The following is a 20,026-nucleotide window of genomic DNA, read 5'->3' as shown; positions in this document are numbered from 1 at the left end:
TCTTTAATGATAACCGAAATAGAGGTAAAATTACTAGAGAAAAGTGAAGAATTATTATTTTTTAAGGGGAGTATGCATGAAAATTGGTTTACGAACAGTCAAGACAGCCATTAGCGCTGCATTAGCAATGATTATTGCGGAAAAACTGGGATTACTTTATGCCCCTTCGGCAGGGATTATTTCAGTTTTAAGTGTTACTAGCACGAAAAAAACATCTGTCATGACAGGAATTTATCGTTTGTTATCCTTAGCTTTAGCAACTATTTTAGCGTATATTTGTTTTACTTTTTTAGGTTTTACAGCGATTGCTTTTGGTATTTTTTTGTTATTATTTATTCCAGCAGCTGTGTATTTTCAATTATCTGATGGTATTGTTGTGAGTTCCGTTTTGGTAACTCATTATTTAGTCGAAAAAAATCTTTCTTGGGCGATTATTGGAAATGAATTTTTATTAATGAGTATTGGTGTGGGACTAGCGTTATTAGCTAATTCTTATATGCCTGATACAGAAAAACGTTTAAGAGAAGACCAAGAAGTCATTGAAACAATGTTTCGTAAAATTTTAAGGGAAATGGCGCTACATTTAAACAACGCTGCAGGAGAGCGAAATTTGGTCATGCATTGTGCAGATTTAAAAACCTTTATTCGCACAGGCGAGACGTGGGCCAAAAATCATGCCGAGAATCAATTGCTGTCTACCAATACGTACTATTTAGAGTACTTTGCGATGAGAAAAATGCAAAGTAATATTCTAAAAAACATGTTGGAATTATTAGAAGATATTACTGTTGATGCGCAACAAGTTCGCTATATTCAACAATTATTGGAATATACGGCAGAAACATTTGCAGAGAATAATGATGGACAAGAAATTATGAATCGAATTAAGACCGTTTATGAAACCTATCGCACAAAACCATTGCCGCAAACAAGAAGTGAATTTGAAAATCGGGCGCGGCTCTTTCAGTTTTTACAATTGTTTCAGTCATTCATTCAAGTCAAAGCGGACTTTGCCAAATTACAACTAGATAAATAAACAAAAAAGAAACCTTTTTAAACGGAGGTTTCTTTTTTGTTCTCTTAAAAATTCAGGCAAGTTCTTTAGTATTCATTGAGAATGTGTTAAACTAATGAGAAAGAAAAATAAAAGGAATGACCGCAATGGATAATGCTCAAGTGAAGAGAAAACATTTCCGTTTTCCAGCGTATGATGATGAACAGGGCGTAAAATTACCAACAGATAATGAACGTAACTTATTTCAAGATGATCTGATTGGTAAAGCAATGTCTGGTAGCAGAAGAACTGCAACATCTGCCGAAGATACTAGACAAAGCACACCATCCGTCCAACAACCAACAACGAATCAATCAACTACAAATAAACAAACACAACAATTAACGGCAGCACAACAAGAGCAATTAGCACGTCATCGTTCTAATTTGCCAGACTACACAAAACATGCTAGTAAAGCAACGAAAAATAAACAAGCAACGAAAAAAAATAATAGCCTTTTTGGGACGCCAAAAGGAAATGGCTGGACACAAACGTATAAAAAAAAAGAAGTCGTAGCGAAACCAAGTAGACCTGTCGCATCACCATTAGTGCAGAAAACGACACCTTCTTATTTTGTTCCTAAATATATCCCGGCTTCTGTGATTCCTGAGGAACAGGAACCTAGTTTTACTGAAGAAGAGTTGCTAAAAGCAATGAAAAAAGATCGTCGTTCATATGTGATTCTTGATGATGAACCAACGGCTTTTCAAGTGAAAGATACGGAAGAAGATCCAACGGTGCGGAAATTTAATATTCCAACCTCAGAACCTGAGATTCCTTTAACTAGACGACAATATCAACAAATCAAACCAGACTTAGAACGTTTTGGCGAAGATGCGTTAGATTTACGTTCGCGTTCCCGTTTGAATGCCGCAAAGAAAAATGCTAAAAGTCAAACTGCTTATGGGAAAAAATTAGCTAAAGCGAATGCTCAAGTGGAGCCGGAAGCACCTGTGACAGAAGAGAAGAAAAAGGGCATCTTGGATAAACCATTAAGTGGGATGCTAGAAGATTCAAGTTCTGTATTAGAAAACAGTAAATATTTTAGTTAAGAGATGAAACTTGCATGTGGATTTGAAACATGTAAGTTTTTTATTCTGTTTTAATAGTTGATTATTTTTTTGTTTTATACGATAATGAATTTCGTATGATTGAATTTTTTTTAAAAAAGGTATGTTTTATATAGTGACAGAGAAGAGGATTATAATGGGAAATCAAGAGAACAAATTATACCATTTTGTCGGAATTAAAGGTTCTGGCATGAGCTCATTAGCGTTGGTCTTACACCAAAAAGGCTACAACGTTCAAGGATCAGACGTAGAAGAGTATTTCTTTACACAACGGGATCTTGAAAAATCAGGTGTCCCTATTTTACCATTTAATGCAGATAATATTGATAAAGACATGATTGTTATTGCTGGAAATGCTTTTCCAGATACCCATGAGGAAATCGCCCGCGCCATCGAATTAGGCGCAGAAGTAATTCGTTACCACGATTTCATTGCTCGTTTTATCGAACCCTATACAAGCATTGCTGTAACAGGGTCACATGGGAAAACAAGTACGACTGGTTTGCTAGCACATGTATTAAGTGGTATCAATCCAACTAGTTATTTAATAGGTGATGGCACTGGCCACGGCGAACCAGATGCTGATTTCTTTGCATTTGAAGCGTGTGAGTATCGCCGTCATTTCTTGGCCTATTCACCAGATTATGCGATTATGACGAATATCGATTTTGATCATCCAGATTACTACAAGAGCATTGAGGACGTTTTTTCAGCGTTCCAAACAATGGCTCATCAAGTCAAAAAAGGAATTTTTGCTTATGGTGATGATAAGTATCTTCGTCAGTTAGAATCAGAAGTGCCAGTTTATTATTATGGCGTCAGTGAAGAGGATGATATCCAAGCCCGAAATATTCAACGAACAACGGAAGGCTCATCTTTTGATGTTTATCACAAGGATGATTTTGTAGGTCATTTTGTCTTACCAGCATTTGGCCATCACAATATCATGAATGCGCTAGGTGTGATTGCTGTGGCTTATTTTGAAAAACTTGATATGCAAAAAGTCGCAGAAGAAATGCTAAGTTTTAAAGGTGTGAAACGTCGTTTTAGCGAGAAAAAAGTCAGTGACATGATTATTGTTGATGATTATGCGCACCATCCAGCTGAAATTAAAGCAACGATTGATGGCGCTCGTCAAAAATATCCTGACAAAGAAATTATTGCTGTCTTCCAGCCACATACATTTACACGAACAATTGCCTTAATGGATGAATTTGCTGAAGCACTGGATTTAGCAGATGAAGTATTCTTATGTAATATTTTTGGCTCTGCGCGTGAAACACAAGGCGAGGTACGCATTGAAGATTTAGGTGAAAAAATTCAAAAAGGTGGACAAGTAATTACCGAAGATAATGTGTCGCCTTTACTAGATTTTGAAAATGCAGTGGTTGTCTTTATGGGCGCTGGCGATGTTCAGAAATTTGAACAAGCTTACGAAACATTACTAAGTAACACAACTAGAAACGTTTTATAATAAAAAGAAACAAAATCGGGACAGGGGTATCTGGCTTCAAAAAATAAGAAGCTGCTCCTGTTCCGTTGTTTGTTTTTAAAATCTAGCATGGTAGATAAGTTGGTTTTGTTTAAACATCCTTTAAAGACTACTTTTTAACTTGCCTTTTAAGTACATTTTGGTACAATTATCTTATCAATAACGGAGGTGTACTAATTTGAATATCGGAAAACCGAGAAAATTAGGCAAAACCATCGAAGATATCGAAGAGGGAGATTCGTTGTCCTTGACAGAGTCAATTGAAGACAAGGACTTATTACTTTACTTGGGCTTGACCAATGATGCGAATCCTTTATATATCCAACATGATTATGCCCAAAAAACAGAATATGAAAAACCAATCGTACCATCAATTATGCTGATGGGAATTATCACTAGTGCGATTTCTAAACATTTGCCAGGACCAGGTTCCCATGTTGTGAATTTCTCTGTGAACTTTGTGGAACCCGTTTTTCATTACGAAACATTGACTTTCCAATTAGAAGTAATCAAAGTCGACAAAATGAAAGATGTGATTACCATTTCAGTTGAGGCTGTTAATGAGCAAGAAAATCGCGTGTTAGATGCAGTGGTGATGGTTCAACCACCCCAAGTGACGATTGATGAACTAACAGAGAAAGAAGGGACTTTAACTTATGAATAATCAAGAGTATATCCAAACTGGCACAGGTTTGAATAAATTTTATGCCAAAATTTACGGATTTTTAGCGTTAGGAATTGGTATTAGCGCAATCATGGCTTATGCAATGACAACTGTCTTTTTACCCGTTCTAGCTACTTTATTCCAATCAAGCTTAGCTTTTTGGATGATTTGGCTTGTTGAAATTGGCTTAGTTTTATATCTAGGCGCAAAAGCACAGAAGAATCCAACCATTGCGATTGCAGGATTTGTTGCGTATGCATTATTAAATGGTGTCACTTTATCCGTGACGTTATTAATGTATACTGGTGGAACAGTGGCCGGCGCATTTTTAAGTGCAGCAGCTACCTTTGGCGCGATGTCATTAGTAGGTGTCTTTACGAAGAAAGACCTATCAGCAGTTGGTCATGCCGCTTATAGTGCCTTAATCGGAATCATCATTGCGATGTTGCTAAATATGTTCCTTTTACACAGTAATGCTGTAGAATTCTTTATTTCCATTTTAATGGTCCTAATTTTCTCAGGGATTACTGCTTATGATAACCAACGTATACGCCAAGTCTATGCGCAAACAGGTGATCAAGCAGGTACTGGGATGGCCGTTTTCTTCGCATTACAATTATACCTTGACTTCATCAACTTATTCTTAGCTTTCTTAAGAATTTTTGGTAAAAACAACTAACATGAACGTAAAAGAGCCAATCTGCTCAGCAGATTGGCTCTTTTTTTAACCCATTCCAATAGCGAAATTCAACAGTTTATCGGAGTATGTTGGATTTTCTAAATCGGTTTTCATTGTTTCGTTCAGTAGACTGAGCTGATCGGTAATGATGCCATCGACGCCATAAAAAATCATTCGTGTCATAACATCTTCATCATTTGCTGTCCAAGCATAAACCTTTTTCCCATCATGATGAGCGGCATTTACAAAGTTACGATTCATTGTACTGTATTCCATAGTAAAAAAGTCAACTGGCATTTTAGGCGGTCCCACAATGTTGAAAGGAATAACGTAGCCTACATAAAAGCGTGGTTCTTCTTTCTTTAAGGCCATCGCCGTATCATAGGTTAAGGTATGAAGGATATGGCCGTTTTCTAAAATATTTTCACGGTATTGTTTGACAAAGCGCTGTACTAAATCAGGGCTATCTTGAGGCGTGGTTTTGATTTCAATTAATAAACGTTGTTTTAATTGATTGGCTTTGGCTAAATAATCATCGAAAGAAACCATTTTAGCAGTTTGACCACTTTCTATGACATTCATATTCGTTAATTCTTTAAGTGTTAATTGATTCGGTCGTTTATTAACGCCCGTTAACGCCCGTAAATTAAAATCGTGCATGACAATAAATTGATGGTCTTTGGTTTCTTGAATATCCATTTCAACATAATCAGGTTTTGCCTTATTGGTCTCGATTAAAGAGTCCAAGGTGTTTTGAACGCCATTGTTACCATTAACACCACGATGGGAGATGGTAACCGGTTTTCGGTCAGGTGTATGACTTAGGTAATTCGTATTATAGGTGCCTACACCAATTCCGAAGATGATTGCAATCAAACAAAAAAGAACGACTCTGAAGGTGGTCCATTCTACCCGAACCTCTGATTTCGGGGTGAACCATTCTGGCGTGTCAGGCAAAATCCCTTCATCTTCCATATCATCAACAATAATGTAAAAAATAGCAACACTAGACAACACCAAGTTTAAGAGCATCATAACCTGAAGGAGTGTCATAGCGATGACAGCGCTAGGTAAAGACCACTCAGGTTTAAACGTTTCGACGGCGGTTTGACCTAAAAATATCAAGAAATAGCCAGCCGTAAAAATCCCTAAAACAGTTCCACCAATGATAATAAATTGTCCTAAAATCTGGAAAAAGCGTCGCTTTGTAATTTGCCAACTACGTTTTAAAGACTCACGAAAACCAACATCACGTAAAATCAACTCTGGAAGGGCAAAAGCAAGTCGAATCGCTAAATATAAGATAATCAGTTCTAACAATACGAAACCAATAATAATAATGACGCGATTTGCAAAAATAAAATCTAAGATAAAGGCTGGAATCTTAACTCTTGTTAATAAATAAGAGCGGAAGGTTAACCCACTTAATGGTAAAATCAAAAAGAAATATGCCAGGAAAAACAGAAAGGTAATTCCTCGAACTTTTTTGATCTGAAGCAAGGTGCCGTGCAATAATTGCGTTAGAGTAATTGGTTGCTTTTTCTTAATAAAATAAACACTAAGCAATAAAAAGGTAAATTCAAAAAAGAGCGCCAGTAAAATTAACAGCCCAATTAGTAGAAAAGTCAAAAGGACATAGGGATGTTGCGTAGCAATTGCCCCTAAGTTATCGTAGGAAATATAATCAATCCCACCTTCTTTGAGTACCAATTTGGACAAACTTGTCAATAAAGGCAATAGAACGAATAACATAAATCCGTGCATCAAGAGCACATCGCGAAAATACGCCGTTGTCCCTTTAAGAAAATCTAGCGTATTCACAATACTATTTTTAAAATAACTAAACATCAAAAGTCCCCCAGTTTCTACCAAAATTCCATAATAAAAGGACTAAATCAAACTGACACAGGCAGAGTTTTGATTTAGTCCGTTCGCTTTTTTATTTATTTTACATTCCCAGTAAGCTAGTTAAAAATGTACCGCCATAAATTAACGCAAGACTATATAAATAGATAGAAGCAGGTTTTGCTAATAAAATAATCAGAGTAAATTTTTTCACAGACATTTTTGTTAAACCGGCCATTAAACAAAGCGCATCATCCGGTGCAATCGGGAAGAAAATTGCTAAAGCAAACAATCGTTCAAAACGTTTTTCATTGTCTAACCAACCGATATACTTGTTATATGTTTTATCACTGACAAGGCTCATAATGAATGGCTTCCCATAATTACGACCTAATAAGAAAATGATAATAGAGCCAAGTGCAATACCAACGTAATTATAGACGAAGCCCATTGTTGGTCCGAAAATCAAGACCCCTGCAGCACAGCTAACACCACCAGGAATAATCGGAATAACCACTTGAATAATCTGAATTAACATGAAAATAATCGGACCGAGAATGACAGATTGCCCTACTAGTCCTCTTAGTGCATTGATGTCCTTGAAGACACCTAATCGGATAAAATAGATGGTTGCAATTATGGTTGCAACAATGCCCAAAATGGAAATAATATTAACAATTTTTCTAGATAGGGTAACACTCACATTTCTCATCTCCTTTAGTTATACTCATCGTACTTTTAGTATATAACTTTTTATCAATAAAAAACATCGTTTGTTCTTTCTTCAAACGAACAAAGTTGTAAGATACACATCATTTGATAAGTTTATTATACAAAAAAAGAGACAGAAAAGACATCCTACTTAAGACCCATTCTGCACTGATCTTTCGAAAGAGAGTAAAAGAAACGAAAGTGGCGCATTTTTTAGTAATATTATAGAGGGGCAAAGAGTGAAATTAAATTTGCATCCACGTCTTTAATGATTGCGTATCGTTGGCCCCAAGGTGCATTCCAAGGTTCTTTAAAAACAATGTAACCAGCTTGGCTCATTTTTTTCACGGTGTTATCAACTTCTGCGGCCGTTTCACAAAGAAAAGCAAGTTCGATTTTATCGCCTTGCTGGCTAGGCGCAAACCCATAGACACCAGTAATCATTTGTAGTGAATTTAAAGAAATCCTGACGCCATTGTTTTGTAATTCTGTGTAATCGGGCGAAGCTTCTCCCAGCACGTTAAAACCTAGCGTTTGGTAAAAAGAGAGTGCTTGTGTCATATCGTTGACGATAATACCGACCATATCTAACTTCATCCTCATAACCTCCGATCTATGATAAAATAAGTGTAAGGGATTTTTTGGTAAAAACCAAACGATTTATAGCGAAAGTGCTTAAAAAATTAGAATGTAACAGTTTACAACGAAGAATAAGAAGACTATAATTATGTTAACTAGTTTTAGGTGTACCTAAAAGTGAAATGTGTGAACAAGATAGATTGAGGGATGTTGGATGAAAGAAAAGAAAACGGAAAAAATGCTTAATTATGCAAATGGACCTAGTTTAGAAGAGATAAATAATACCGTCGAGGTACCTAAAAACGCAAGCTTTTGGCGAACTTTGTTAGCCTATAGCGGACCTGGCGCTTTAGTGGCTGTTGGTTATATGGATCCAGGAAATTGGATTACGTCAATTGCTGGCGGAGCGGAATATAAGTACACGTTACTTAGTGTGATTTTACTTTCTAGTTTAGTTGCCATGTTACTACAAAGTATGGCTGCACGCTTAGGAATCGTGACAGGAATGGATTTAGCTCAAGCGACTAGAGAGCATACAAGTAAACGAACGGGCGTTGCCTTGTGGGTGGTGACGGAGTTAGCCATAATGGCAACAGATATCGCTGAGGTAATTGGTGGTGCCGTTGCTTTGCAATTATTATTTGGTTTTCCATTATTAATTGGTGTGTTGATAACAACGTTTGATGTTTTATTACTTTTGCTACTGACAAAGTTAGGCTTTCGCAAAATCGAAGCAATTGTTTCTTGTTTAATTGCAGTCATCTTTTTTGTTTTTGCTTATGAAGTGGCATTAGCAGATCCAAATGTTGGTGAAGTATTACGAGGTTTTATTCCAGACACAAAAATAGCGACAGATAAATCCATGTTATTTTTAGCCTTGGGAATCGTTGGAGCGACAGTCATGCCTCATAACTTATATTTGCATTCTTCCATTGCGCAAGCTCGGAAATTTGATCGTAACGATGATGCTGAGAAAGCCAAAGCAATTCGTTTCACTACTTGGGATTCAAATATTCAATTAACTGTCGCTTTTGTCGTAAATTGTTTGTTGTTAATTTTAGGAGGAGCATTATTTTATGGAACCAACAGTGAATTAGGTAAATTTGTTGATTTATTTGATGCTCTGAAAAATCCAGATATTGTTGGTAATATTGCTAGCCCAGTGTTAAGTATTCTTTTTGCAATTGCTTTACTGGCTTCGGGTCAAAATTCAACGATTACAGGTACGCTGTCAGGACAAATTGTAATGGAAGGCTTTATCCATTTAAAAATGCCGTTGTGGGCAAGACGAGTGTTAACTCGTTTGTTAGCAATTGTGCCAGTCATTATCTGTGTCATTATTTATGGCGGTAGCGAAACGGCTGTTGAAGACTTGTTGCTTTATACGCAAGTTTTCCTAAGTATTGCTTTGCCAGTGTCGATTATTCCTTTAACGATGTATACAAGTGATAAAAAATTAATGGGCCAATTTGCGAATCCAGCGTGGGTGAAATTTTTAGCTTGGATTATTGCAATTGCCTTGACGTTATTGAATTTATTTTTAATTTATGGCACATTAACTGGTTTAACGAATTAATAAAAACAAAGGCTGACTGGAAAAGTTGGCCTTTGTTTTTTCATAGAATTTGCGCGTAAGAAATGGTAGAATAGGAAAGATGAAATACAAGGAAGAGAGGCTTTCACGTGACAGATTATTTAAATGTAGGAAAAATTGTGAACACACAAGGAATCAAAGGAGAAGTTCGGGTCATTTCGAAAACGGATTTTCCAGAAGAACGTTATCAAAAAGGGGCAACGTTACTGCTATTTCAAGAGAAAAAAGCACCAATTGAATTGGTCGTGAAGTCCCACCGCAAGCATAAGAATTTTGACATTTTAAGCTTTGAAGGACATCCAAATATCAACGATGTTGAAAAATATCGTGACGGTATTTTAAAAGTTGCAAAAGACAATCTCGCTGAATTGGCAGAGGACGAATTTTATTATCACCAAATCATTGGTGCCACTGTTTATGATGAAACCGGTAGTGATCTGGGAAAAATTAAAGAAATTTTATCTCCTGGTGCGAATGATGTGTGGGTCGTCCAACGACCAAAGAAAAAAGATTTACTTTTACCGTATATTGAAGGCGTTGTTACAAAAGTCGATGTCGAAAATCAACGGATTGATGTGGACATTCCAGAAGGATTGATTGACGATGAGAATTGATGTATTAACTCTTTTTCCTAGAATGTTTGAAGGACCAATGGGGGAATCAATTATTGGGAAAGCTCGGGAAAAGCAGTTATTAGAATTGAATGTCTCTAATTTTCGCGATTTTTCAGATAACAAACACCAAACGGTCGATGATTATCCGTATGGTGGTGGCGCGGGGATGCTTTTAAAAGTACAACCGATCTATGATAACCTAAAAGCAATTGAAGAAGAGACAAACCAGCAACCAAAACGGGTCATCTTATTAGATCCAGCAGGAAAACCGTTTAATCAAAAAATGGCCGAGGAATTTTCACAAGAAGAACATTTAGTTTTTATTTGTGGACATTATGAAGGCTATGATGAGCGAATTCGCACGATGGTCACAGATGAAGTTTCATTGGGGGACTACGTTTTAACAGGGGGCGAATTAGGCGCAATGGTCATGATTGATGCGACAGTCCGTTTATTACCTGATGTCTTAGGTAACAATCTTTCTGCACAGACGGATTCACATTCCACTGGCCTATTAGAGCATCCACAATATACCAGACCTGCTATTTTCAATGATATGGAAGTCCCTGCCGTGCTAACGAATGGTAACCATAAATTAATTGCAGAATGGCAACTAAAAGAATCATTACGACGGACCTTTTTGCGTCGACCTGACATGTTGGAATCAGTAGAAATGACGCCTGAAATGTTGAAGTTATTAGAAGAAATTAAACAAGAAGAGCAAAAATAAGGGAACTTTCAAGAAAATTCTCTTTACAGCTTATTTTGTCTGTGGTAAACTAATTTGGTGAGTGCAATGCGCTCTAACTATTACAATATTCCGCTGTGGCAGAAGTGACCATAAGAATATTTGGGAATAAGGAGAAGGATAAAATGAATCCATTAATTCAAGAATTAACACAAGAACAATTACGTACGGATATTCCTGCGTTCCGCCCTGGTGACACTGTTCGCGTTCATGCGAAAGTAGTCGAAGGTACTCGTGAACGTATCCAGTTATTCGAAGGTGTTGTAATTAAACGCCGTGGTGCTGGAATCAGCGAAACTTATACAGTACGTAAAGTTTCAAATGGTGTTGGTGTGGAACGTACATTCCCATTACACACACCACGTGTTGCTCAAATTGAAGTGGTTCGCTACGGTAAAGTACGTCGTGCAAAACTTTACTACTTACGCGCATTACACGGAAAAGCAGCTCGTATCAAAGAAATCCGTCGTTAATCTTTACTATTCGACAAACGAACACCCTCTTGCTGAGCAAGAGGGTGTTTTTGTGTGTAATTAAGTGGAAAATCACTTTGACTTTATTTTGAAGTCACATAAGTGTGAAAATTAGGTTTTTGGACAATGATTCAGAAATCTTTTGAAAATTGAAGGTGTGAGGAAATTTAGAAAGATAAAAAGAGGGAGTACTGAAAACCAAAATTTCAGTTAAGTGCTTGGATCAAGAAACAAAAACTACGTTAGTTTGTCAATATCAGTTGAAATTGGAGAAGAAACAGAATGGGGTGATAGTATTGGCAAATCAATTATTCAGGGCCATAGTTACAGGATTTTTGTTTTTTATATTCAATCAAAAAGAAATAAATACAAAGAGCACAGATAAGTATTTTAGCAAGTAACCAATAAATAGCAGGACTGTTGGTGCTATAAGAATACAAGAAAATAGTAGTAAACTTAATTAAGAATCGTTTGCTATTTAAATAGTGTTCTTTTCCTTTTAAAATATATACGATAAAATAAGTATATTAATTGTAAAAGGACATGATAATTATGGAAGAATTAGAATGGAATAATTTTTATGTTTGCTATAGTTTTGAGGGTAGTGATTCTTTTAATAACTGTCAAGATAGTAGATTACTTTGCGAATACTCCTGAAGTACAAATACAGAGAAAACTTCCTGAGTTTGAAAAAGTGCCACCTTATGATCCAAGAGATAATTCATTTCTGATACAAATTATTCTTTAAGTAGGACAACGACTAAGTTTATTTACCAAACCATTACAATAAGAAAAGGTGCAAGTATACCTAATGACTATTGGTATGATGATGGTCAATTTAGAGGAAATCTAAAACTTCAACGTTGGCAAGACTACGGAGAAGATCCAAACATAAGAGGATATATCTGTACTTATGGAGGCTACGTTACCAATGGTTCAAGCCCGGCGCAAAGAATTGTCGATATTAATGAACAATAGCTATTCTAACTTTATGTAATAGGAGGGAGTAATCATGAAAAAAATCGGGTATTTTAGTTGTATTATTTTTTTCATGTTTTTGGTAGGTTGTAGTAATAACAAAAAAGAAAACGGCAATCTTTTGAATGCCAGTTCGTTTCCTTTAATACTCACCACGATTATTGAAAAGGAAGAAGACCTAACGAAAGGTTCAATTTTTTTCAACAAGGATAAAACCATGACGCTTGAAAAAGAATATTTAGTTAATCCCAATAATGAAGATACAAAAAAAACAAGTAGAACAGAAAAAAAGGTATATAAAAATATTAAAATACAAGAAAATAAAGAGAGCTATGAAATTACAGGTCAATTGGACAAAAAAACGAAAAAAATAGAGTTTAAAAAAGTTGATGAAGGTAAACGTATATCTGATGCAGAAGGTAATGTGTATGGTGATTTTGGTGGTAAATAGGATAGTTAAGTCATAAAAAAGAAGGCTAAAAATTTTTATTTTTTTCGTCTCTATACTTTCTGATGTTAGTTTTTTTACCAACATCAGAAAGTATAGAGACGTTTTTGTGTAATTAAACAAAAAATCAACATTGACTAAGACCAGAAATGCTTTCTTTAGTGCTCCTAGTTGCTCTAATATAAGACACCAAATTGATAACCATTTGCTTGATAAAACTCTATTAATTGTGGCAATGCTTGTTTTGTTAATTCCTTATCTACTGAATCATGCATTAAGACTACTCTAATATTATAATCCGGATAAACCTCAAGTGAATGTTGATGGAAAGCGAGCATTTCTGCGACTGTAGTAGGCTGTCTGTCTAACGGCTCCGCATCCCCAACCATCGCATTCCAGTCAATCCAATGGATGCCAAGTTGTTTGAATAATTCATCAGATTTTTCTGTACCTCCCCATGACATATGACCTCCTGGGTATCGCCAGAGAGTTGTTTGAAATGTTTCGCCCAGTATTTTTTTTAGAGAGTTCTCCATGGTTGCTATTTCCGCTTGTATTTCTTCAGTGTTGACAATCCCGTTTGGATATAACGTTGCATAATCATGAGTTGAACTATGAAAGCCTATTGAATGCCCTTCTGCAACTTCGCGTTTCACTATCTTTTGATTTTCGGAAGTTAGGGTATTTCCTACAAGAAAAAAAGTTGCGTGGACGTTATACTTTTTTAATGCATCTAGGACTTGTGGGGTTATTTGATTATTAACGCCATCATCAAAGGTTAAGAATACTAATTTTTCACCTTTGTAAGGTTCTTCTCCAGTTATATATTTTCTGATTTTGTCTGCTGAGTAAGCATATTTTTTTGATGAAATAGTCATGTGTGTTGATTCCTTTTCTAACTTGGTCGGGGAATCTTTTTTTGCAGTTGAATTTTTAGTCAATGTCTGTACAGTATCATCATTTTTACTTGTTATCTTGGGTTGAGTTAAAAGGAACGTTTGAATGAAAACAAGAACAATGAGGATTAACGCACTAAATAATACATACCCGTTTATTTTGAATTTCCTTTTCTTATGTCGCATACTTTCACTCCTCTTTGGTTAATGAAAAAGTCAAAAAATACACCTCCACGTTATACAAAATTGAACGTCCTATTAGTTATAGACGAATTTGAGGACCAAAAAGTTTCAATTTTTTCAATTTAGTTAGTTGTTTATTTAATAAAAAATAAAAGGTTGCTAGAGGATGAAAGGAGTATAATTTATTTATCTAGAAGAGTAATCGGAATGAGAAAGGACTGTGGAAATGGATCATCAACAGGTGTTGAAAAATGAAATTAAACAATATTTAGTGAGTAAAAACTGTGAGAAGACGTATTATCATTGTATGGAAGTTGGAGAGTATGCCTATCAACTTGGTGAAAAATATTTAACTAGTCCAGAAAAAGTAAGTATTGCAGGATATTTACACGATATCTCTGCGGTTTATCCAAATAATCAGAGAATTAGTGTCGCACAAAAATATGGGATTGAATTAAACGAAGCAGAAATGGCCTTTCCAATGATAATTCATCAAAAAATTTCTAAGTCTATTGCGAAAATGGATTTTGGTATTGAAGACAATGAAATTTTATCAGCTATTGAATGCCATACAACATTGAAGAAAAACTATTCGGACATAGATTTAGTTTTGTTTGTCGCTGATAAAATAAAGTGGGATCAAGAAGGTAAACCACCATACTTAGATGGTTTATTACAAGCTTTAAATTGTTCTTTAGAAAATGCCGCATATTTCTATATCGATTATATTTTGAAACACGATATTAAAGTTGTGCATCCTTGGTTATGGGATGCTTACAATCAACTTAATTTGACAATTAAATAACAAATAAACATAGCCGTTTTTAGTCGAGTTTTGCTGGTGAGAAAAGGGGGAAAGTAGTACAGTATTCTTGTCAGAAAGAAGGGATTCCCAATGAAAAAAATAATCTTGATAGGTCTTTTATTGAGTATTTTATCAGGATGTTCTTCCAACAAAAGTGGCGATAGCACTGCAAGCAAATCAAGCAAGCCGACAGCAACATCAGAAATGAAAGCACCTGCTACCGTTAACAGTAGCCAAGCGAGTCAAATGAGCACGGAGTCAAAATCTAGTACAACTCAAAGTAATTCTTCTGTTTCTACTAAAACTGGAAATCAGTTGTGGTCTGTGCAAAAAAAAGCACAGTTACAACAATTTATGGCTGATTGGGGGCAACGGATGAACCAAACGTATAAAGAATATACACCAGGAAATTCAATCAATTTTAATGGCGTCCAAGCGCCTGATGGTCTAGTAGGAAATGTTACTATGCAGCCAGCGATTGGTCAGCATCCTATTTATTTAGAATGGTCTGAAAATGGACAAGTGAAGGATGGATATGCGTTAGTTGCTGTTTACTCTGATGCAGAAACGCAACCAGAAATGCAAAAGCATTTGTATTTATTCACCATCGTTAACAATCAGCCCTTAGTTTTAGTGACGATGCAAAATCAAGGAGATCCTTATGGCTATCTGTATTTTGGAGCAACAGATAATGCAGAGTTGAGGGCTGGCTTTGAAAAAATTGTAGGTGCCCCGTCAATTACTAAAGAACAAATCCCAAATATTTCAGTCAATCCGTGGTCTTCAAAAGAGGAAGCGATTGATTTTTATGAAGGAATGTATAAAAACACGGCAAACGAAATTTCAACTCAAATTGACTGGCATAACTATCAGCGGGCAAATTGGCGCGAGGTAGAAACAAAAGGCGACACTTTGACATTACATTTTGCCAACGTGGGCGGTGCTGGGGGCTCATACACACAATTCACGAAAGTTGGTACGAATACTGTTGTTGTATCATTTGATGGTAATGCCGCTTATCCCGATAACCCAAGTAGCGTTTTACTCGTGAAAAACAGTGATTATAAAGTTTTAAGGACTTTGAATCAGTAATAGGGGAAATACATCGTTTACTTAAACATAGGCAAAGGCGGGTTGCTTACCTTTTTATAAGTAACCTGTCTTTGCCTATGTGCTATTTTTTTGGATAGAGGTGCTCAGAGTAGGGGATGTTTTTCTGGGAAGTTTTTATGCTAGATCTCTATTTGACTAGGCTCAAATAGATCTAAATCAATCGTTGGAGTGATATCTGTTTATATAAAGATAGGCTAAATCGTCAATTTTTTAAAAATCGTCGTTCATGTTAAAATAAATGGAGAAATGTTTTAGTATTCATAGTAAGTATTTTATCGTAGAATAAAAGATATACTAACAATGGAGCGATGAAAATGCTAAAAGAAGAAAGATTAAATGCGATAGTCTCTCTAGTAGATCAAAAAGGGGCAATCAAAGTTACTGAAATTATGGAACGATTAAATGTTTCGGATATGACTGTTCGTAGAGATTTGACAGAATTAGAAGCAGCGGGGCGTTTAAAACGAGTACATGGAGGAGCTAGCAGTTTAAATACATATCGTCCACATGAATTGTCTCATGCTGATAAACAAATTATTAATAGTGTTGAAAAAAAAGAAATTGTCCAAAAAGCATTAAGTTTAATTCACGAAGAAGAAACTATCTTCCTAGGACCAGGAACAACTATTGAACTTTTGGCCGAGGCAATGGAATTTAAACATTTAAGAGTAGTAACAAACTGTTTGCCTGTGTTTGAAACGTTAAGTAAAAAAAAGAATGCGTTGACCATTTATTTGGTTGGTGGAGAAATGCGACTTTTAACTAAATCTTTTTTTGGTGAAATCGCTAATAAAGCATTAGAAGAAATGCATTTCCATAAAGCATTTTTTAGTTGCAATGCGTTAAAAGATAATAAAATTATGACAGCCACTATTGAAGAAGGACAAACACAAGCAATTGCATTAGATAACTCAATAGAAAAATATTTATTAATGGATACTTCTAAAGTAGAGAAACAGGATTTTTATTCTTTTTATCAATTAGAAGAAGTGACAGCGGTAGTTACAAATAAAGATAAATTTGACACATCTAAAGTATTGGAAAAAGTTGTCAGGGTGATCTACTAAAAAGAAGAGGTGCAGATGCACCTCTTCTTTTTAGTTCCCCTTATTGAGCTTTTTGAGCATAAATAATATTTCGCTTCTTCATTTGTTTTGCATACCAAATGAAAATCAGTAGATAGGCGACTAGCGCCAGACATGCGTATAAAATAAATTCGAGTTGACCTTGTGATGCATTGCCGACTAAGTATCCTAAGAATTTTTCCATTGGCCCTTCCATGGTAGTATGTGAAATTAAAGTATTATTATTTAGACCCGCTGGGAAAGCGCCAACTTTTTTTGCGGTTTCGGTAACGAACGGTGCAATTAGGGTACCAGACCATAAGAACAAAGGTAATTCGATTGCTCCAATGATAATCATTCGGATGAGTTTACCTCTTGTTACTACTAGTAGAGCAGGGGTTACACCCATTGCAATAATTCCGCCAAGTGGTAAAAGTTTATTGCCAGGTAGGACAATGGCTTCTAATAGCATAATTGGAGCCAATACGTTAGCTGCTGCCCAGATTTCAGCACGACCAGCTAAGAAAGGCCAATCTAAACCAATATTAAGTGTACGCCCTTTTAATTTATTCGAAGCAAAATCAGTGATACCTTGTGATAAAGGCTCAACTGCAGCGATAAACCAAGTTCCAATTAAAGAGAATAGTTCCAAACAGACTGCAGCCGTAAAGGATAGAGAAAAAATTTGCGTGGGTGTTTGGCCAGCTAAAAGACCCACAAAAATCCCTAAGTAAATCCCGATGGCAAATTTTGATCCCCAAAAGCCAATTTTACTATTCAATTTGGCAGCGTCAAAATCGTATTTGTCTAACCAAGGAAAAAGCTTATCAAAAATTTTATCAAAAACCATAATGATTGGGTTCATCATATAGTTCATATGCGTGGTAGTCATAGGATTGGTATCTGGGGCGTTAAGTAAATCGTTAAACGTTGGTTTCATTAAGTCAGAATTGATAATTTTTAAAACACCTATGAAAATAACTAAGATTGTTGCAATTATTAAGTTTGCGCCACAAAAAATAGCAAATAAACCAACAATCGATAGATGCCAAATGTCGAAAATATCCACATCTAATGTGTTCGTTTTATTTAGAATTAACATAATGACATTGACAATCACCATAATTAAAAGAAAGTAAAGGGTGTAAGGAGATCCCCAAGTGATGGTGGCCAAAGGTGCCCAACCAACATCGGTAATATTTAAAGAAATTCCTGTACGTTCTACGAAAGAGGCCATTGCATCTGAGAAAGCAGTAGTTAAAATTCCTATAATAGCACTGATACCAGTTAAAGCAATTCCTAGTTTAAGACCACCTTCTAATGCGCGAGTGGGTTTTACCTTAAAACAAAGGGCAATCAGTGTTAAAACAATAGTCATTAAAGGAGCAGCACCTAAATCAATTAAAGGTTTAAAAATTGTATTTGCTAGGTCAATAATCGTATTCATTTATTTTCTCCTTCATAAGCTAAGATAACAAAATTTTTATCTTAGTTTTGTTATTGTTGACAATGAAGCGTAAGTAATTAGTCTAAAAAGGAAATCATTTGTTTAAAGAGTGAATGATACTTTCCATTTGTTGATAAACAGGTTCAGCCATTGCTGGAATTCGATAAAGAATTGCGCCTGCATCAACTACAGGAATCGTGATTGGGAAACCTAAATCTGTTTTGGCGATTTGGGCGAAAATATCATAATGGGATAGCATCTCTTGATTGATATCTTTAATCATTACGGCATCGCAAGAAACTTGGTAGCCTCTTTTAGATAATTCTGTTTCTAATGCAGATTTGATTTGATGGCTAGAGTTTACCCCAGCCCCACATGCAGCTAAAATTTTAATCATGTTAAATCTCTCCTTTAAAATTTTTTTGTAAAAAACGATAAACTTCTTCTTTATCTTCACATTGAAAAAAAGCCAATAGTGATGAACGGTCTGTCGTGTTAATAAAATCCATGATAGTCGCTAAAAGACCCGTTTGTTCAATACCGTTTTCATTTAAAATCATGAAAAGAAAGGAAACAGAGAGCGTTTCATCTGGGATAATCATGTTATGAAATGATAAGGATTGTTTCAATTTAATCGGGATAATTCTTGTCGTCCGTACAAAGGTACTTTCGGTATGCGGAATGGCGATATTCGGTAGTGCAGGATCAATCGGTGTTAAACTTAAACCAGTCGGATAGTTATGTTCTCGTTCCAATAAATTAGTTAGAAAATCAGGTGTAACTAATTTCTTTTTTAACAAGTCTAAATAAACTTCTTCAAAAACTTCTTCTTGTGTTTTTTTGTTTGAAATATAGGTAGTATCTAATGAAAAAATCGATGTTTTAATAACCATAGAACCCCTCGTTTCTTTAATATATTATTATTTATTTACAAGTATAATATAAAACGCTTTCAAAAAGATGTCAACACAATATTAAACAATAATAAACAAAAAAGAAAATAAATGTTGAATAAAGTTCGATATTGTTTTATTATGTTTTCGAGAAGGGGATTTGAGTTTAAAGAAAGGGACAGAATTTTAATAGTAGATACACGAGGTAAGGAGGAAAACAAAATGCGTGTCATACTTGGTTCAGATTTAGATGGAATAAAATTAAAAGCAGAAATGAAACAATACTTATTGCAAGAAAAAGTTGAGGTAATCGATAAAAGTGAAAGTGCTTCGGAAGACTTTATAGAAGCAACGCTTGCTGTTGCTCATGAAGTTTTAAAGGATACTGAAAGTTTAGGAATCGTTTTTGATGGTTATGGGGCAGGTAGTTTTATGACTGCTGCTAAAATTAAAGGAATGATTGTCGCTGAATTGTCAGATGAGCGTTCTGCATATATGGCGCGAGAACACAACAATGCTCGGATGATCACGGTGGGCGCAAAAATTGTTGGAACGGAACTAGCCAAAAACATAATAAAAGAATTCTTAACAGGTCATTATGCAGGCGGGCGTCATCAAATACGTGTAGATATGTTAAATAAAATGGCTTAACAAATAATAGAAAGGAAGCGTTTTT

At 35.5% G+C, this 20,026-nt stretch carries 21 protein-coding genes; 14 read left to right on the top strand and 7 right to left on the bottom strand.

What is annotated here, in order from left to right; all coding sequences use genetic code 11:
• Positions 1-76 precede the first annotated feature (76 nt).
• From IGM09_RS07755 to IGM09_RS07735, 5 genes are all read left to right on the top strand, one after another.
• Positions 77-1,036, top strand: a complete 960-nt coding sequence (locus IGM09_RS07755) for an aromatic acid exporter family protein (RefSeq protein WP_002360063.1) — start codon at positions 77-79, stop codon at positions 1,034-1,036.
• A 116-nt stretch (positions 1,037-1,152) separates the two neighbouring features.
• Positions 1,153-2,106 carry a hypothetical protein gene (locus tag IGM09_RS07750; RefSeq protein WP_050588846.1) on the top strand — a complete coding sequence of 318 codons (954 nt, stop codon included), beginning with the start codon at positions 1,153-1,155 and terminating at the stop codon, positions 2,104-2,106.
• Between the two features lie 154 nt (positions 2,107-2,260).
• A complete protein-coding gene (murC, locus tag IGM09_RS07745) occupies positions 2,261-3,598 on the top strand; it encodes a UDP-N-acetylmuramate--L-alanine ligase (RefSeq protein WP_002357163.1) in 1,338 nt (445 codons plus the stop codon).
• Between the two features lie 196 nt (positions 3,599-3,794).
• Entirely contained in the window at positions 3,795-4,280 is a 486-nt protein-coding gene (locus IGM09_RS07740) for a MaoC/PaaZ C-terminal domain-containing protein (protein WP_002357164.1), read from the top strand.
• A complete protein-coding gene (locus tag IGM09_RS07735; RefSeq protein WP_002357165.1) occupies positions 4,273-4,959 on the top strand; it encodes a Bax inhibitor-1/YccA family protein in 687 nt (228 codons plus the stop codon). Before IGM09_RS07740 ends, IGM09_RS07735 begins: the two co-directional genes overlap by 8 nt.
• Before the next feature lie 45 nt (positions 4,960-5,004).
• Here IGM09_RS07735 and IGM09_RS07730 read toward each other — a convergent pair whose 3' ends face one another.
• From IGM09_RS07730 to IGM09_RS07720, 3 genes are all read right to left on the bottom strand, one after another.
• Positions 5,005-6,807, bottom strand: coding sequence for a glycerophosphoryl diester phosphodiesterase membrane domain-containing protein (locus IGM09_RS07730; protein ID WP_033625027.1), 1,803 nt, complete (start codon positions 6,805-6,807; stop codon positions 5,005-5,007).
• A 100-nt stretch (positions 6,808-6,907) separates the two neighbouring features.
• Positions 6,908-7,516: a TVP38/TMEM64 family protein gene (locus IGM09_RS07725; protein ID WP_002383106.1), complete on the bottom strand. Its 609-nt coding sequence runs from the start codon at positions 7,514-7,516 to the stop codon at positions 6,908-6,910.
• 221 nt (positions 7,517-7,737) lie between these two features.
• The gene (locus IGM09_RS07720) at positions 7,738-8,112 is read right to left on the bottom strand and encodes a VOC family protein (protein ID WP_002381774.1); all 375 of its coding nucleotides are present in this window, start codon (positions 8,110-8,112) and stop codon (positions 7,738-7,740) included.
• Between the two features lie 196 nt (positions 8,113-8,308).
• On the opposite strand from IGM09_RS07720, the gene IGM09_RS07715 reads away from it, so the two are divergent.
• The 5 genes from IGM09_RS07715 (at position 8,309) to IGM09_RS07695 (ending at position 12,952) form a co-directional block, all read left to right on the top strand.
• The gene (locus IGM09_RS07715) at positions 8,309-9,670 is read left to right on the top strand and encodes an Nramp family divalent metal transporter (RefSeq protein WP_002360069.1); all 1,362 of its coding nucleotides are present in this window, start codon (positions 8,309-8,311) and stop codon (positions 9,668-9,670) included.
• Between the two features lie 107 nt (positions 9,671-9,777).
• On the top strand, positions 9,778-10,302 hold the full coding sequence (gene rimM / locus IGM09_RS07710) for a ribosome maturation factor RimM (protein WP_010713301.1): 525 nt from the start codon (positions 9,778-9,780) through the stop codon (positions 10,300-10,302).
• Complete coding sequence (gene trmD / locus IGM09_RS07705; RefSeq protein ID WP_002381776.1) at positions 10,292-11,032, top strand: tRNA (guanosine(37)-N1)-methyltransferase TrmD; 741 nt, start codon at positions 10,292-10,294, stop codon at positions 11,030-11,032. Before rimM ends, trmD begins: the two co-directional genes overlap by 11 nt.
• A gap of 143 nt (positions 11,033-11,175) precedes the next feature.
• Complete coding sequence (rplS, locus tag IGM09_RS07700) at positions 11,176-11,523, top strand: 50S ribosomal protein L19 (RefSeq protein ID WP_002357176.1); 348 nt, start codon at positions 11,176-11,178, stop codon at positions 11,521-11,523.
• A 1,012-nt stretch (positions 11,524-12,535) separates the two neighbouring features.
• Positions 12,536-12,952 carry a hypothetical protein gene (locus IGM09_RS07695; protein ID WP_010823753.1) on the top strand — a complete coding sequence of 139 codons (417 nt, stop codon included), beginning with the start codon at positions 12,536-12,538 and terminating at the stop codon, positions 12,950-12,952.
• A 173-nt stretch (positions 12,953-13,125) separates the two neighbouring features.
• Here IGM09_RS07695 and IGM09_RS07690 read toward each other — a convergent pair whose 3' ends face one another.
• Entirely contained in the window at positions 13,126-14,031 is a 906-nt protein-coding gene (locus tag IGM09_RS07690) for a polysaccharide deacetylase family protein (protein ID WP_033625025.1), read from the bottom strand.
• A gap of 223 nt (positions 14,032-14,254) precedes the next feature.
• Between IGM09_RS07690 and yqeK the strand changes: the two genes are divergently transcribed.
• The 3 genes from yqeK (at position 14,255) to IGM09_RS07675 (ending at position 17,013) form a co-directional block, all read left to right on the top strand.
• Positions 14,255-14,833 (top strand): bis(5'-nucleosyl)-tetraphosphatase (symmetrical) YqeK, encoded by a 579-nt coding sequence (gene yqeK / locus IGM09_RS07685; RefSeq protein WP_010713303.1) that lies wholly within the window; start codon positions 14,255-14,257, stop codon positions 14,831-14,833.
• A 90-nt stretch (positions 14,834-14,923) separates the two neighbouring features.
• Entirely contained in the window at positions 14,924-15,925 is a 1,002-nt protein-coding gene (locus IGM09_RS07680; RefSeq protein ID WP_033625024.1) for a DUF4767 domain-containing protein, read from the top strand.
• 335 nt (positions 15,926-16,260) lie between these two features.
• Entirely contained in the window at positions 16,261-17,013 is a 753-nt protein-coding gene (locus IGM09_RS07675) for a DeoR/GlpR family DNA-binding transcription regulator (RefSeq protein ID WP_002369238.1), read from the top strand.
• Positions 17,014-17,053: 40 nt separating this feature from the next.
• Here IGM09_RS07675 and IGM09_RS07670 read toward each other — a convergent pair whose 3' ends face one another.
• From IGM09_RS07670 to IGM09_RS07660, 3 genes are all read right to left on the bottom strand, one after another.
• Complete coding sequence (locus tag IGM09_RS07670; RefSeq protein ID WP_002357183.1) at positions 17,054-18,457, bottom strand: PTS galactitol transporter subunit IIC; 1,404 nt, start codon at positions 18,455-18,457, stop codon at positions 17,054-17,056.
• 94 nt (positions 18,458-18,551) lie between these two features.
• On the bottom strand, positions 18,552-18,854 hold the full coding sequence (locus tag IGM09_RS07665) for a PTS fructose transporter subunit IIB (RefSeq protein WP_002357185.1): 303 nt from the start codon (positions 18,852-18,854) through the stop codon (positions 18,552-18,554).
• Between the two features lies 1 nt (position 18,855).
• Positions 18,856-19,350 carry a PTS sugar transporter subunit IIA gene (locus IGM09_RS07660; RefSeq protein WP_002357187.1) on the bottom strand — a complete coding sequence of 165 codons (495 nt, stop codon included), beginning with the start codon at positions 19,348-19,350 and terminating at the stop codon, positions 18,856-18,858.
• A 222-nt stretch (positions 19,351-19,572) separates the two neighbouring features.
• On the opposite strand from IGM09_RS07660, the gene lacA reads away from it, so the two are divergent.
• Positions 19,573-20,001: a galactose-6-phosphate isomerase subunit LacA gene (gene lacA, locus IGM09_RS07655; RefSeq protein ID WP_002357188.1), complete on the top strand. Its 429-nt coding sequence runs from the start codon at positions 19,573-19,575 to the stop codon at positions 19,999-20,001.
• Positions 20,002-20,026 lie beyond the last annotated feature (25 nt).

Origin of the sequence: Enterococcus sp. DIV0167 (genome assembly GCF_050541555.1) — a bacterium.
In the GTDB taxonomy this organism is placed as follows: Bacteria; Bacillota; Bacilli; order Lactobacillales; family Enterococcaceae; genus Enterococcus; species Enterococcus faecalis.
Note: the sequence above shows the minus strand (reverse complement) of the source record. Positions and strands in the feature narration are given on the sequence as shown.